This is a genomic window from Chryseotalea sp. WA131a (assembly GCA_025370075.1).
GTDB lineage: Bacteria > Bacteroidota > Bacteroidia > Cytophagales > Cyclobacteriaceae > ELB16-189.
Genome location: CP073016.1, coordinates 2,186,884 through 2,201,505, shown reverse-complemented (window position 1 = coordinate 2,201,505; position 14,622 = coordinate 2,186,884). Strand labels below are relative to the sequence as shown.

Here is a 14,622-nt window from a genome sequence, read left to right as displayed (position 1 = left end):
GATATGAGTTTATTAAAATACATTGACCGTGCGAAGAGGATGGATGATTTGATTAGAAGAAAGGCTACTGGCTGCGCAGAAGAATTTGCGGCCAAACTTGGTATCTGCAAAAGTCAACTATATCAGGATTTAAATGAAATGAAGGAATTGGGTGCGCCAATAAAATATTGCCATACGCATAAAAGTTATGTTTATAGCATAGAAGCGAAGTTAATATTTACCTTTAATGGGAATTTGGGCAAAATCAGAGGTGGACAAAATATTTTGTGCGATTCCAGTATTACTGGAGTCCGCAATTTTATGTTTGCTGTGCAATAATTTGAAAGCTAGCTCAAAAAGTTGCCGCGGATACCGAAAAGCGATTAGAGTAGGTAATAGTTTGTAAAATTATTCTTATGAAAAACGAAAAAGAATTGAAAGGAGACTTGTTAAACAAGTTTTCAAAGTTTGCAATCACAAAAAATTGGGGCAAGGGTCTAAATGCAATTAGAGGAGGAGCTGGTTCCTCTTGCTCAACTGCATTTACTCTTTGTTCTGCTCCCTATTGTGATTCACGCACAAGTAACGATAACGTGTTGCAAATTCAATAAATGACAATATGGGCTGCATAGCATTGCAGCCCATTTTTTTCAATGAAAGAATTAGAAAAAATATTATTCAAGTCTTTAGAGGACATAAGTATTGAGTTGTTTCCAGATCAATTTGATGATAACCCAGGGATCGCTGGTAACGCAGGCGTTGCGCTATATTTCTCATATCTGCACTTACTAACTAGAGAAGATAAACATGCCTCGCAAGCATCCCGATTAATAGAAAATTCTGTAATAAATTTAAACAAAGCATTAGATAACTCATTCGCTGGGACAGCAGGAGTTGCTTGGGTCGTGCAACACTTAGTCAACATTGGAATTCTGGATGAATCAACAACCGAAAACCTTATTGATATTGACAAATTTCTAGATGACACTATTAAAATTGATTTAGAAGCAGGTGACTATGATCTATTCCACGGCCTCATAGGAAAAGGTATTTATTACATAGAAAGATACCAGTATAAAAAGTCTAATGACATTGTCAGAACGATAAAGAAAATTATTGACGGGCTAAATTCAATAAGCGAAAAATCAAATGAGGGAATAACATGGAGATATAAAATTGGAAATGAATTAAATGAACATACACATTCCTTAGGGTTAGCACACGGTATTCCTAGCATTATTTCTTTTCTCTCTAGTGCCTCTAAATTAAATTTAGATTTGCCTATTGTGAATGAGCTTATCGCAGGTGCGTCCGAATGGTTACTTAAAAAAAGGATTGATAATAATCAATTCTCATTTCACTCTTATACCTCACCTGATCTAGAAGAAGGCGAAAATGGTTCTTCTAGGCTTGCTTGGTGCAATGGTGATTTAGGGGTTTCAATAGCTCTACTATCAGCATCAAAAACTATAAATAGCGAATTGCTTTACAAGGAAGCAATAAATATCGCAATCAAAACCTGTAATAGAGACTTAAAGGACTCTGGCGTTTTTCAGAGTAATGGCTTTGTTGATCCAAACTTCTGTCATGGAATTTCAGGTATTGCCCACATTTATGGCCGCTTGTTTAAAATCACTGGACTTGATATTTTTCTATATCGTCATAAATACTGGCTTCAAGAATTAATGAATCATAGGGTGGAGGGCTGTGGAATAGCAGGATTTGTATCAGACATCTGGATGAGTTTTGACCCTATAAAAGGAAAAGCCGTAAAAAAATGGGGTAGCAGTCCTTCCTTAGTGACTGGAACCGCAGGGGTTGGGTTAGTGCTATTATCTGCCCTTAAAAAAAATGCTACTAATTGGGATAAAATGTTTTTTACTAATATTTGATATAGTAGGATGAAAATTGAATTCAGCGACTTTTTTCTACTTCGATCGCCAATATCTCCATTAAGCGATTTTTTTAAAAATAGTAGTGAGCAAGTCAAAGATATTCAACAGCTTCGTGAGCAAATACATAAATATTTTGAAAAGCCAGAAATAAATGAGGGTCTATTCCTTTCATCTTCTGCTTTATTTGAAAATTTTATCTCCTGGTGTTCACCTGATAAACTTGCAACACAAATATCTAAACTTGACATTTCATATTATAAGTATTACCTAAGATCAGTTTATAGGTGTACTCCATTTGGAACTTACGCAGGTATTACAACTGGGTCGATTTCAAAACTAGATACTGTACTGCAACTAGGTAATAAGTTAAAAAGGAGAGTAAAACTCGATATTGGGTATCTATATGAGGTAACAAAAAAAATCACAAACGAAAGTAATGTCAATAGTTTACTGCGCATTTATTCTAACAATACTATCTATAGAGTTGCAAACGAGTATAGGTATATTAACTATACATTTAATGAAGAGGAAAAGGTATTTTCGTTAAATTCAATAGATTATACCCCACTTTTAGAAAGAACAATCCAAATAGCGCTACAAGGAATTAAATTTGATGAACTAGTTTCTCAAATATCTGATTGTAAAGAGGATATTCCCGAGGTTAATGACTTTATTAATAGTCTTATCGAGATTCAGGTACTGATAACTGAATTAGAGCCAACTGTACATGGTGAGCATTTTCAAGATAGAATAGCGAACATACTTAAGCCAATACAAAACAGGTTTAGGTATTCGCAGAACATACTTACAGCCATTGATCTAACTTATGAATCTATTGATACTCCTACCGTAGATAAATACCTAAAAATACAGAGCAGTTTAGAAGAATTGAAAATTGAGAGAGAGTCATCAAAATTATTTCATGTCGACATTTTAAGACAGCCATTAAAACTTAATATAAATGAATATGATTTAGTTCCTCTCAAAAAATTACTTGAGATCAAGAGTGCCTTTCAAAAAGAATCAAAAAAAGATATTGATACATTTAGAGATCGCTTTTTTGAACTTTACGAGGATAGAGAAGTTTCTTTAATTGAAATCATGGATTCCGATAGCGGCATCCCATATCCCGCAGGAGTAGAAATGAATGATACTCCCTTTTTTTTACGCGATCTGCAATTCAATAATCCAACAATCACCAACACTTCACATGTCCAGTTAACTTTCTTCGACAAACTATTAATAGAAAAACTAAGTAGTAAAAAAAATGATAGTCATATCTCAATTAAGTTAGAAGAACTTAATCAGGCGAATGGAAATTTCATAAGAAATGAAGAAACAACTAATCTAGGGCTAATTCTTTCGTTTTTTAATAAATCAACATTATCCGATTCAAATAGCCAGTACGAGATTTACTTTAAAGGAGCTTATAGTCCATCCGCATCAAATCTTTTAAGTAGATTCTGTTACATTGATGATACTCTTTTTAAAAAAGTAACTGAAGCAAATGGATTTGAAGCAGCGTTTGATCCAGATAAAATCTACGCTGAGATATCTCATCTTCCAGGTAAGAGAGTAGGTAATATAATTTCTCGCCCAAGTCTTAGGGAGTTTGAGATTCCAATATTGACCATCCCATCTGATGGCCAAAAAATTATACCATTAAATGATCTCCTAATTTCTGTTAGTAGTAATAAGATAATTCTAAGATCAAAAAAATTCAATAAGGAAGTAATTCCAAGATTAGGATGCGCACATAATTTTGGCGCGAACCCTCTACCGATTTATAAATTTCTGTGTGACTTACAATTTCAAAATAAAATTGATCAAGTATTTTTCAATTGGCCAGATTGTTTATCCAAAATACAATTCTTGCCTAGAGTTTATGTAGATAACATAATTGTCTTAAAGGCTCGATGGAAACTTTTTAAAAAAGAAATTGAATCTTTCACGTTGGTTAAAGAAGACCAAACTCTTCTGGAAATGTATAATAATTTTGTGGAAAGTAGTAAAATTGGCAGATTTACAACCTTCACAGAAGGAGATCATCAGATACTCATTGATTCTCAAAACATATTATGCTTGAGAATTTTTAAAGAACTAGTAAAGGGGAAGAGTGAAATAGTGCTAGAAGAACTATTGGAAAACCCGCAAAATCTTTTAGTTCACGTTAACAAAGAGTATCACACAAATGAAATTATTATACCAGTTACAATTCATTCTGCAACAAGCACTTCCAATTTCACTCAAAAGAGGGAATTAAATGTACAAAGATCTTTTTCAATTGGATCAGAATGGCTTTATGTAAAAATTTACTGTGGGACTAAGGCTGCAGATCAAATACTGTTAATGCGGATATATCCTTTTGTAAAGACGGTGCTAAATGATAAAATCATAATTTCATGGTTTTTTCTAAGGTATCACGATAAAGAAGGACATCATATAAGATTAAGATTAAGGGTTAAAGACAATCTATACTCACAAGCAATTAAGCTTTTGTACGAAGCCCTCCATTTTGAGCTCAATAAAGAGATTGTTAAATTGAAGTTTGATACTTACAACCGAGAATTAGAAAGGTATGGAGGCAACTTGATATTGGAATGTGAAGACTTTTTTCAAGTGGACAGTAGTTGTGTATTTGAACTAATGAACTATGCTCTAGAGAATGACAAAAATTCTAGATGGTTAATAGGATTATATGCCATTAATCTACTTTTAGATGATTTTCAAATCACAATAAAAGAAAGATGCAATCTTTTTAAGTTTCTTAGTGAGCAGTTTGCGATTGAGTTCAACCTAAGTAAAAATATTAATCTAAAAAAAGCTATTAGCAAAAGATACAGGGAGGATTCAACTTTAATAAATGAATTTGAAAAGAATTTTAAACCTAATGAGCTATCTGTTATCATGGAAAGGAGAAGTATCAATATTCAGCCCATAATAAAAAAAATAAAACAAAAAGTAATAGACAATAGCCTTGTTACAGAAATTGATTTACTCCGAAGTTTTATACATATGTTTCTAAATAGACTTTTAGAGATTAGGCAAAGAGAGCAAGAACTACTCATCTACACTTATCTTTTTAAGCACTACAAATCGCTTGCATATTTATCGGAAAACGATATTGAAGGAGTAAATAATGAGTCAAAACAGAAACATAATTTATGAATAAAATCGTGAAATTCAGCCTTTTATATTTTTCACATGACAAAAAAAGTTGGCTATTAAATACCCTTGGTTTAAGTGCTGGGTTAAGTATTATACTACTAATACTATCTTATCAAATTCATCAAAGTGATTATGATAAGTTTTGGCCCAATCATGAGAATATTTTCAGAATTAGAAGAGCTGTAACTTATCATGGTGATAAAACTAATATTGCTTTAACAAACTCAAAGCTAGTTGAGGCTCTATCATCATTGCCAGAAGTAGAAGTTGCTACAGGGTTCATGAAAAATCAAAGTGAACTCCTATTTAGAAGAAATGACGATTTATTCATTGAGAATAATGGTCTTATCTGTGATAAGAAATTTCTTGAGGTGTTTGATGTTAAATTAAAATTAGGTAGTGATCGGAAAGGGTTAGACAATCCCAATAGCATCATGATTTCCGAATCTTTTTCAAAGAAACATTTAGGTAATATAAACCCAATTGGAAATTACTTATCGATAACCGATGAGGGGATTCAAAAACAACTAATTATTACAGGATTATTTAATGACATCCCCACTAATTCAAGTCTTAGATTTGATTTTTTAATATCAGGCTCTACTTTTTCTTATTGGCAGCAAATGATCGACAATGGTATTCTGCCTACGCACACATTTATTTTAGTGAAATCAATGGGAGTAACTGAAACATTTCTTAACCAGAAATTAGCAATTCTCAATAAAGAGATCAGTCCTCCTTCTGACATCATTACAGAAGACACCGCTCAAAAGCTTGATGACATCCATATTAATTCTGGTTTACTATTTGACTTTTCAAAAAGTATTAATCTAATTCATTACAAAGTTCTTGGTTTGGTATCTATTCTTTTATCGTTGATCACAGTATTTAACTTTATGAGCACCATGTCTAATAAGACATTGAATAGAAAAGGCAGCTATGCCATTCTTAAAGTATATGGAGCAACAAATCTATCTTTACTAGTCCAGCAATTAATTGAAACAGTTATTTACTTTGAAGGCGCATTTATACTTTCAATTATAGTTGCCGAGTTATTGTTAGTGCCAATTATAGGTAATCTTACTTCCCTACACCTTAGTATTCTAAATAATCTCGGTACACTTCTAGTCTTTAACGCCATCTTTCTACTAGTAGCACTAGTGGCTACACTTATCTATTCGATTCCAATTATTAGAATCTCTACATTGATTAAGGATGTAAAAAGAACATCCCAGATTAGAGGAAATATTTTTAGTGCAAAAACATTTATATTAATTTTACAATTCGGAATTTCCTTTGGATTTATCACTTGGTTTTTGGTCAGTCATAAACAACTAAATTATTTAAGCAATATTGATTTGGGTTATAAAAAATCTAATATTATTTGTTTACGGTATAATTCAAATATTTCTCAAGCTAACTGGATAAATTTAAAGAATGAGCTAAGCATAAACAGTCAGTTTGCTAGCGTTTCTGGTTCACAATATAAATTAATAGGAGAATTAAATGCTTCCGTTATAGAAAAAGAAAATAACGAAGCAATCAAGGTAATGTGGAACAGAGTTGATTACAATTTTTTACCAAGCTTAAAAATGAAACTTATTTCTGGTCGGAATTTCTCAAGAGATATTCCTGCTGACAAAAATGGAATTATCATTAATGAAACAGCATGGAGAGCTCTCAGTGATTCAACTATTCAAAAGGTACGGTTTCCTATTGTTAATCGAGAGAATGCGACAACAATAATAGGTGTTGTTAAAGACTTTCACTTTGAATCCTTTAATAACAAAATACCGCCACTTGTTTTGGGCCTCAAAGATGATTTTAGCAAATATATTTATATAGAAACGAATGACAACATTAAAAGCTCTATCAAAAATCTTAGAGAAGTATGGAGGGAATTAAAGGTGGAGTCACCTTTTGAATTTGAACTTTTGGATGATTCTTTTAATTCCATAATTCAAGAAGAAGTAATTATTGAAAAGGTTTCGATAATATTTATGTTTTGTTCTGTGGTTCTATCACTAGTAGGATTATCCTTATCCACAAGTTATTATATTCGTTCAAATAATAAAGTATTTTCAATAAAGAAAATACTTGGAGCGTCAGAACGGGAACTGATTTTTGGGATGTATATCATGTTTGCAATTAAAATTTTCATAGGTCTGATTATTGCTATGCCCATTTGCTATTTTACAACTAACGCATGGCTATTTAATTACCCGTATAGAATAGATTTTCCTTTTTCTTATTTCTTTTTTGTATCAGGGAGCATCCTAATTTTTGCAAGTATTATTATTTTAATTGGTGGGCTACGGCTTTATTCGCTTAAAGCCGTTGATCAGCTAAGAGAGAACTAATGCTCAGTTCGTCTTCAGCAATTTCCTAACTTGATAAAACACGCGCTCCAAAACTCTCAAATCTTCTGTAATAATTTCGGTCTCCCCTTGCAACTGTGGCCTAAAAACTAGAGACCTGTTGTGCGTACTGGTCATGCCTTCGGGCAGGCTTATCAAAACTGTGTATTTTTCTTTTTCTGGCACATTCGAGATGCTTTCAATTTTTCCGCGCAGCATACCAAACCGTTCGTAAGGATAGTTACTAAGCCTAATGTTTACATTCTGTCCCACTTTTACTTTGCCCGCACCAGCAATGGGCAGTTCAGCTCTGGCAACCAATTGCTTTGAGTTGGGCAGTATGGCAAATAAAGTTTTTGAGCTTTCTATAAACTGTTCGTTTTCAATAAAGTCCAAGTAGGCCAATGAGCCAGCAGTAGGGGCTACAAACAAATAATTTTCCTTCCACTTTCTAATCTGAGAGGTGAGTTCGTTTAGGCTATTGTTTGCAGCAGTTTGTAATTGTGCTTCTTTAGTATTTTTGTCCACTTCCAGTTCAGTTATCTGTTTCTCAAGTGCACCAATCTGCAATTGGTTAGAGATGATAGATGCCTCGGTGTTTTTGAGCGAACGCAATTGCACCAAATAACTGCCTTTTGTTTTATTGAAATCGAGTGGAGCAATTACTTTTTGTGTTAGTAATAATGAGTCCGTTTTAAATTGTTGGTAACTAAGGGAAGTTTCTTGCTGCATCAAGCCTAGTTGGCCTTGCAGATTTTGGTTGAGTCGCTTGTATGAAACAATCAGCTTTTGCAAGTGTGCTATTTGTTTTTGGTGCAGTTCATTCTGCTGAAAACCCGTGAGCTCTTGTAATGCGCGGATGGCATTGTTCAAAAAAGGTTGTAGCTCACCTACCACTAAACTCTTGGAAAGGCCACAGTAAAAATCAGTGGAGGAATTTTGTTCTGCAATTATTTTCTCTAGCCACAACACATCTTTATAATTGGCATTGCTCTGCAATACCGCCACCACTTCATCTTTTGCCACGGGTTCATTTTGATTTTTTAATAACAGAATCTTGCCTGAAGTGCGGCTCAACAAATTGATGGGCGCAGGGTTGGTGGTCACTACAACGGTGGCTTTGATCGCATCAGGGTATTTGATGAACCAACTCACGGCCAGCAGCCCCATAAACAAAACAAATATAAGCGTAATGCCCCACCGCAACAGCCAACTCGGCATTTGGGTGATGATGTCTTGTACTTCTTCGCTGCGCAGTTCAATCTTAGTCTCCATCCTATCAAATATTAGCTAAAGGAAAGATAAGATATTTAATGGAAAAATCGCATGAAAAAAAAGGCATAAGAACAAGTGCTTTGGCAATGCCGTTTTGAGCAAATATTATCAACTGACTGAAACGGACTATCCCATCACCAAGTTTTTAAATATACCCTCAAAATGATAATAAAAAGTCATGCGAAACTATATCACCATAATGCAGCCAACGTTAATATACTCAGAAGGTAAACAAAACTTAACCCTTCTACATTATGGCTTCAACTATTGAAATAGGTCATGCAAAGAACGTTGCAACCTTTGAAGACCTCATCAGTTTTCTCACAGGCTATGGAGCAACCTACAACCCAACCAAAGCTGCACTCAAACTGCCAGCGTTAGCAACACAACTCACCGCAGCAAGCGCAACTCTCCAAACAGTAAAAGTAGCAAAGACCGCAAACGACAATGCCACCAACGCACGCGAGCTTGCCTTCAAGCCACTCAAACCATTGGCCACAAAAATCATGAACGCCTTGGCTGCGACCGATGCGGAGACACAAACGCTGGACGATGCAAAATCGACAAACATGAAAATACAGGGGAAGCGCGCAAAGGCAGTAGCCCAACCCGATGCAAAAGCGTTGGCAGCGGGAGCAACTCCCGTAAAGACCGCTTCCACATCCCAACAAAGTTTTGATAAAATGATAGACCACTTTGCACAACTTATCGCAACCTTGACGGCAGAGGCGAACTATTCACCGAACGAAATCGAACTGCAAGTGACAAAGTTGAACACTATACTAGCCGACCTGAAAACAAAGAATACGGACGTCATCAACACCACTACAGTGTTGAGCAACGCACGCATCGACAGGGACAATGCTTTGTATGGCGCAGACACAGGACTTGTGGACGTGGCGCAAGATGCAAAGCAATATGTAAAATCACTCTTTGGCGCAACCAGTCCCCAGTACAAACAAGTGAGCGGACTCAAGTTCACGAGAGGAAACGGTGAATAGAAAACAAACGACCAAATTCAATAAACAGGCGGGACAGTTTAGAATTGTCCCGCCCTTTTTTAGAAATAGAGTTACCGCGAAAAGAAATGGAGCAACCAGAAAAAGAAAGCTGTCATCCGTAAAAAGAAATTAGACACCCACAAAATGAATTCTGGCTACAGCGACCAGTATTCTTGCTGCCGTGACTAGTATTCTTGCTTCTGTGAAAAGAAATGGAGCATCTGCGACAAGTATTCTTGCACCCGTTACTAGAATTCTTGTAACCCGACAAAGGTTTTCACGTGGGTCAATATGAAAAACGCGAAAATGATAACAGACCAACCCGACAACGAGGCCGACCCTAGCGGCACACATGGCAAATCCCACACAATGCCCCGCGCAAACCCAAGCTTTGCCAAGAGTGCCGCAGCCCACACACCAATACTAGACACCTTTCCGACAGCCAAACGAAACATTAGGTCAGGTTGCCGCGACCGAGTTTCAACGACACATTTGGTTCAATGAGTAAAACAGCTTCACGACACATTTACAACGTCTCAAAAATTAACGGGTGACATTCACAGAATTGGGCACCTGGCGCTAACAAAATGTTTCTTCAATGGCGCGGTGAGGTGTAATCCAAAGTTTATATCTTCGTTCAACGTTTTGTGTCGGGGACAGGGCGCGGCTTCGGAAGCGCACCACTGAAGAAACACAAACGTTAGGGGCGATTTGGGAATTAAGATCGTTCTTGAAAATGTGCAGGTGGCAACCCACCGCACGGCCGACCGCGCGGCCCGCAGGCCTCGCAGGAAAAAAAACTCATCAACGATCACGACTTCTGGCGTCCTCCGTTCATCCTGACGAAGCCACGGTCTAGTGCGCTCCTCCCGCACGTGGGAAGACGAGAAACCGCCCCTAACATTGTGTGGGCGCAAGTTGTGGGGTTTGCTGTTGGAAAGTTTGAATTTATTTAGTTAATTTATTTCGTGGGAGGGGTGTGAATGTTTTTATCAACCTGCGCCCACACGTAGCCGTTGGCAGTAATGGCCGACCCTCCGAAAAACGACTCAGACAGATTTGGAGATTGTTACCCGAATAGGTAACTTGCCGCGTGACTAAATTTCTTCGTGACACGTATGTTTACCAAAATCATTTTTGGGACTTCTATAACGACCAGAAAAAAGAGGTTCAGGACAAAATTGACTATGTAATTGGGCTCGTGAGAACTTTACAAATGGTTCCCGAAAGGTTTTTTAAGCATCTTGAAGGGACGGACGGCATTTATGAGATGAGAGTAAAAGTAGGTTCTGACATTTATAGAATCTTCTGCTTCTTTGACCAAGGTCAACTAATCATCTTGCTAAATGGGTTTCAAAAAAAGAAAGATAAAACTCCGAGACAAGAAATTATTAGAGCAGAACGACTTAAAAAAGAATATTATGACAACAAAGCTAAAAGATAAAAATCTGACGTCATGGGACGACCATCTTGACAAGAAGTATGGAAAAAAAGGCTCAATGACTCGTGAAAAATACGAAGAGGATTTCGAGACATTCAAAATTGGAGTCCTCATTCAAGAGGCACGTAAGAGACAACATTTGACTCAAGAGGAACTTGCTATTAAAGTTGGGACAACGAAAAACTATATTTCAAGAATTGAGAACAACGCCAGCGACATTAGACTAACAACCTTGATGAGAATTATTCGCGAAGGACTTGGCGGACGACTAAAATTCTCGGTCGACATTTAATAGAAGGCCACTACTGCCAACACTGTGCTTATGCAATAGCGGGGTGACGTGTTGTATCTTAGTTTTATTTTCATAACTTCGTTTTGCTTGTGGGACAGGGCGCAGTTTCAAAAACCCGCTACTGACATAAGCACAAATCGTTATGCGCAAGCCCCGCGAACGCGCAGGATTTTGAAACCGCAAAGCAAAATTCATCCCGCGCCTTTACTTATTTCTGTTGCAGCTTTTCAAAATTATTTCACCATTGCGTGGGGACGGTGACGCGGTCGACAATTTCGTCACCGCGCCACGCCTCACCGCTCCGGGACAGGGACGTATGCACACCCGCCACGTTGGACGGTTTTTCGGCCCACTGAACAGTTTCTGGGGCTGTTCGCATAACAAAAAGTTTATGCCAGCTGCGGGTGCGGTGTGGTTATTCGGTTTGTTTTTCTTAATTTCGCTCTGCCACGTGCGACAGGGACGCGCTCCGAAAACCGCAGCCGTCATAAACTTAGCCGTTGCCAGCCATATTTTCAATGAGACTACTCTACTTACTAACATTCTTGCTGACAATTGGGACTGCATATTCACAGAATAACTGTGGTAAGTATCCTAATGAATACATTCCAAAGAATCTAAATGACGCATTAAGCTATATGGACTGCGTATGGACAGACAAGGAGAAAGAAGAATTTAAAAATAAGACAGAAAGTGATGCAGTTGCAGACGCACATTTTGCCGCTGGACAAGGGATTCGAAATGGGTGGGACTTATGGAAAGGAGAAAACTCACTTTACAGACAATTCAGTTCACGAGGAATCAAACATCCCGAAGACATTTCATCTATCATCTTGACATCATTTTATAGACGTCTTAACAATAAAGACATTGACTTTGAAGGGCAAGTAAACGAATACAATGAGTACAAAAAGAAAAACGAAATCTGGACTAAGGAGAGAATTAAGAAATTTAAGTCCCTTAACACCGGTGACACTGTGAAAATTTCGTTTTCAAAATCGCAGGCAACAAGTAAATCTTTTAGTTTAGCGTATTTAGGTCAAAGAGACACCTCCTTGGACAGCGAAAAGCATTGTTTTGTTACCGGACGAATTGCAGACAAGAGAAAGAAAAAGGAAAGCTGTTTATTAACAATTGAAATCATTAATTTGGTTAACTGTGACAACTCAACATTAGGCGACAGACAAATGGTTAAGGGGACAAAGTTTGAATACAACATGACCGTTTTCAATATCAGATTCGAGTAAAAAATACGGCTGGCAACACTGTATTTGCGTCAAGCGGGGTTGACGCGTAATCCAACGTTTTCGTATCTTTAGTGCGTTCGGTGTCGGGGACAGGACGCGGCTTCGGAAGCCCCGCTCGAACGCAAATACTCACGTTGTAGGTCATGCTCTTGGGACAAAGTGGACTTCGAATAAAATGAAAATAATTGTGACACGATACTGGTTTGAATTCGACTCTACTCAAATCAAAGACCTTCCACCGGGACTACCTTTAGGATGCGGAGTAACAGCTTACGACTACAATGACGCAATTTCTATTCTTAGACAAAGTGTTTTCAAGGGACAGGAAATCCCTGAACTGAAAAACAAAAAAGAAAACATAGACATAAGGACTTTGGATCAAAGACACGTCATCCCAAACATGAAGGACCCGACATTGAGAGGTGTTTGGTTTCCATTGGGGTACGAGGACGAGCGCAACTGAACACAAAGTGCATGAAGACAAGGCGCAGTCGACAATTTCATTTCGGTACACAGTGACAAATCGAGACTCCTCAGATCTTCTACACAGACAGTTTTATCACGGTGGACTTTTTTCCGAACTTCAGGATAAACCAAAAAGTAACAGTGGACGAGCACGACCTACAACAATGTATTTGCGTCAAGCGGGGTTGACGCGTAATCCAACGTTTTCGTATCTTTAGTGCGTTCGCTGTCGGGGACAGCACGTGGCTTCGGAAGCCCCGCTCGAACGCAAATACTCACGTTAGGGGCGATTTGGGAATTAAGATCGTTCTTGAAAATGTGCAGGTGGCAACCCACCGCACGGCCGACCGCGCGGCCCGCAGGCCTCGCAGGAAAAAAAACTCATCAACGATCACGACTTCTGGCGTCCTCCGTTCATCCTGACGAAGCCACGGTCTAGTGCGCTCCTCCCGCACGTGGGAAGACGAGAAACCGCCCCTAACATTGTGTGGGCGCAAGTTGTGGGGTTTGCTGTTGGAAAGTTTGAATTTCTTTAGTTAATTTATTTCGTGGGAGGGATGTGAATGTTTTTATCAACCTGCGCCCACACGTAGCCGTTATGCGCAAGCCCCGCGAACGCGCAGGATTTTGAATCTGCAAAACAAAATTCATCCCGCGCCTTTGCTTACTTGTTTTGCAGCTTTTCAAATTGGTTCACCATTGCGTGGGGACGGTGACGCGGTCGACAATTTCTTCACCACGCCACGCTTCACCGCTCCGGGACAGGGACGCAGGCGCACCCGGCACGTTGGACGGTTTTTCGGCCCCTAAAAAGTTTCTGGGGCTGTTCGCATAACAAAAAGTTTATGCCAGCTGCGGGTCGGTGCGGTTATTCGGTTTGTTTTTCTTAATTTAGCTCTGCCACGTGCGACAGGGACGCGCTCCGAAAACCGCAGCCGTCACAAACTTGGCCGTTGTGAGTAATGGCGGTCCGACAAATTAAATGACGACAGTAATAATCATATCGACCCTTTTGACAGTATGGATAATATATCTACGACTAAAAGGTACAATTCAAAACAGACGAGCCATTGGACAGAAAGTAATTCTTACATACGCTGACCAAAACGACTCGATTGCAAAGGAACTACCGCGGACAGGAGTAATAAAAGAGAAAATTAGAATTGAAAAGACTAACGGCAATTTTGTGGTTAAACTTGACAAACCAATCAATTTTGAAAATGACGACTTTAACGAAATTGTTATTCGACATCGACACGTTGGACAATATATCGGGTCGACAAAAGAGATTGACGTTCATTTATTAATCCCGAGAGTTAGTTTAGCAAGGGACAAGTATTTAACTGACGACTTTAATCACGTAGCATGGTTGACAATAAAAAAAGCGAGTTAGCCGCCACTACTCACAACAATGTATTTGCGTCAAGCGGGGTTGACGCGTAATTCAACGTTTTCGTATCTTTAGTGCGTTTGGTGTCGGGGACAGGACGTGGCTTCGGAAG

12 protein-coding genes are annotated in these 14,622 nt (G+C 38.1%); 11 read left to right on the top strand and 1 reads right to left on the bottom strand.

The annotated features are described in order from the left end of the window. Positions 1–3 precede the first annotated feature (3 nt). The 5 genes from KA713_09885 (at position 4) to KA713_09865 (ending at position 7,402) form a co-directional block, all read left to right on the top strand. On the top strand, positions 4–318 hold the full coding sequence (locus KA713_09885; protein ID UXE68856.1) for a hypothetical protein: 315 nt from the start codon (positions 4–6) through the stop codon (positions 316–318). 77 nt (positions 319–395) lie between these two features. Next, complete coding sequence (locus KA713_09880) at positions 396–590, top strand: hypothetical protein (protein UXE68855.1); 195 nt, start codon at positions 396–398, stop codon at positions 588–590. Between the two features lie 42 nt (positions 591–632). Continuing rightward, positions 633–1,871 (top strand): lanthionine synthetase C family protein, encoded by a 1,239-nt coding sequence (locus KA713_09875; protein ID UXE68854.1) that lies wholly within the window; start codon positions 633–635, stop codon positions 1,869–1,871. A 9-nt stretch (positions 1,872–1,880) separates the two neighbouring features. Continuing rightward, complete coding sequence (locus tag KA713_09870) at positions 1,881–5,042, top strand: lantibiotic dehydratase (GenBank protein ID UXE68853.1); 3,162 nt, start codon at positions 1,881–1,883, stop codon at positions 5,040–5,042. Further along, entirely contained in the window at positions 5,039–7,402 is a 2,364-nt protein-coding gene (locus KA713_09865; protein ID UXE68852.1) for an ABC transporter permease, read from the top strand. Before KA713_09870 ends, KA713_09865 begins: the two co-directional genes overlap by 4 nt. Before the next feature lie 3 nt (positions 7,403–7,405). Here KA713_09865 and KA713_09860 read toward each other — a convergent pair whose 3' ends face one another. Continuing rightward, positions 7,406–8,674, bottom strand: coding sequence for an HlyD family efflux transporter periplasmic adaptor subunit (locus KA713_09860; GenBank protein UXE68851.1), 1,269 nt, complete (start codon positions 8,672–8,674; stop codon positions 7,406–7,408). A gap of 254 nt (positions 8,675–8,928) precedes the next feature. On the opposite strand from KA713_09860, the gene KA713_09855 reads away from it, so the two are divergent. The 6 genes from KA713_09855 (at position 8,929) to KA713_09830 (ending at position 14,513) form a co-directional block, all read left to right on the top strand. Further along, the gene (locus KA713_09855; GenBank protein UXE68850.1) at positions 8,929–9,675 is read left to right on the top strand and encodes a hypothetical protein; all 747 of its coding nucleotides are present in this window, start codon (positions 8,929–8,931) and stop codon (positions 9,673–9,675) included. Between the two features lie 1,093 nt (positions 9,676–10,768). Further along, positions 10,769–11,119 carry a type II toxin-antitoxin system RelE/ParE family toxin gene (locus KA713_09850; GenBank protein ID UXE68849.1) on the top strand — a complete coding sequence of 117 codons (351 nt, stop codon included), beginning with the start codon at positions 10,769–10,771 and terminating at the stop codon, positions 11,117–11,119. Then, complete coding sequence (locus KA713_09845; protein ID UXE68848.1) at positions 11,097–11,408, top strand: helix-turn-helix transcriptional regulator; 312 nt, start codon at positions 11,097–11,099, stop codon at positions 11,406–11,408. The genes KA713_09850 and KA713_09845 overlap by 23 nt, the downstream gene beginning before the upstream one ends. 518 nt (positions 11,409–11,926) lie before the next feature. Beyond that, positions 11,927–12,655 carry a hypothetical protein gene (locus tag KA713_09840; protein UXE68847.1) on the top strand — a complete coding sequence of 243 codons (729 nt, stop codon included), beginning with the start codon at positions 11,927–11,929 and terminating at the stop codon, positions 12,653–12,655. 175 nt (positions 12,656–12,830) lie between these two features. Then, entirely contained in the window at positions 12,831–13,118 is a 288-nt protein-coding gene (locus KA713_09835) for a hypothetical protein (GenBank protein UXE68846.1), read from the top strand. 1,014 nt (positions 13,119–14,132) lie between these two features. Then, positions 14,133–14,513, top strand: a complete 381-nt coding sequence (locus KA713_09830; protein UXE68845.1) for a hypothetical protein — start codon at positions 14,133–14,135, stop codon at positions 14,511–14,513. Positions 14,514–14,622: the final 109 nt, after the last annotated feature.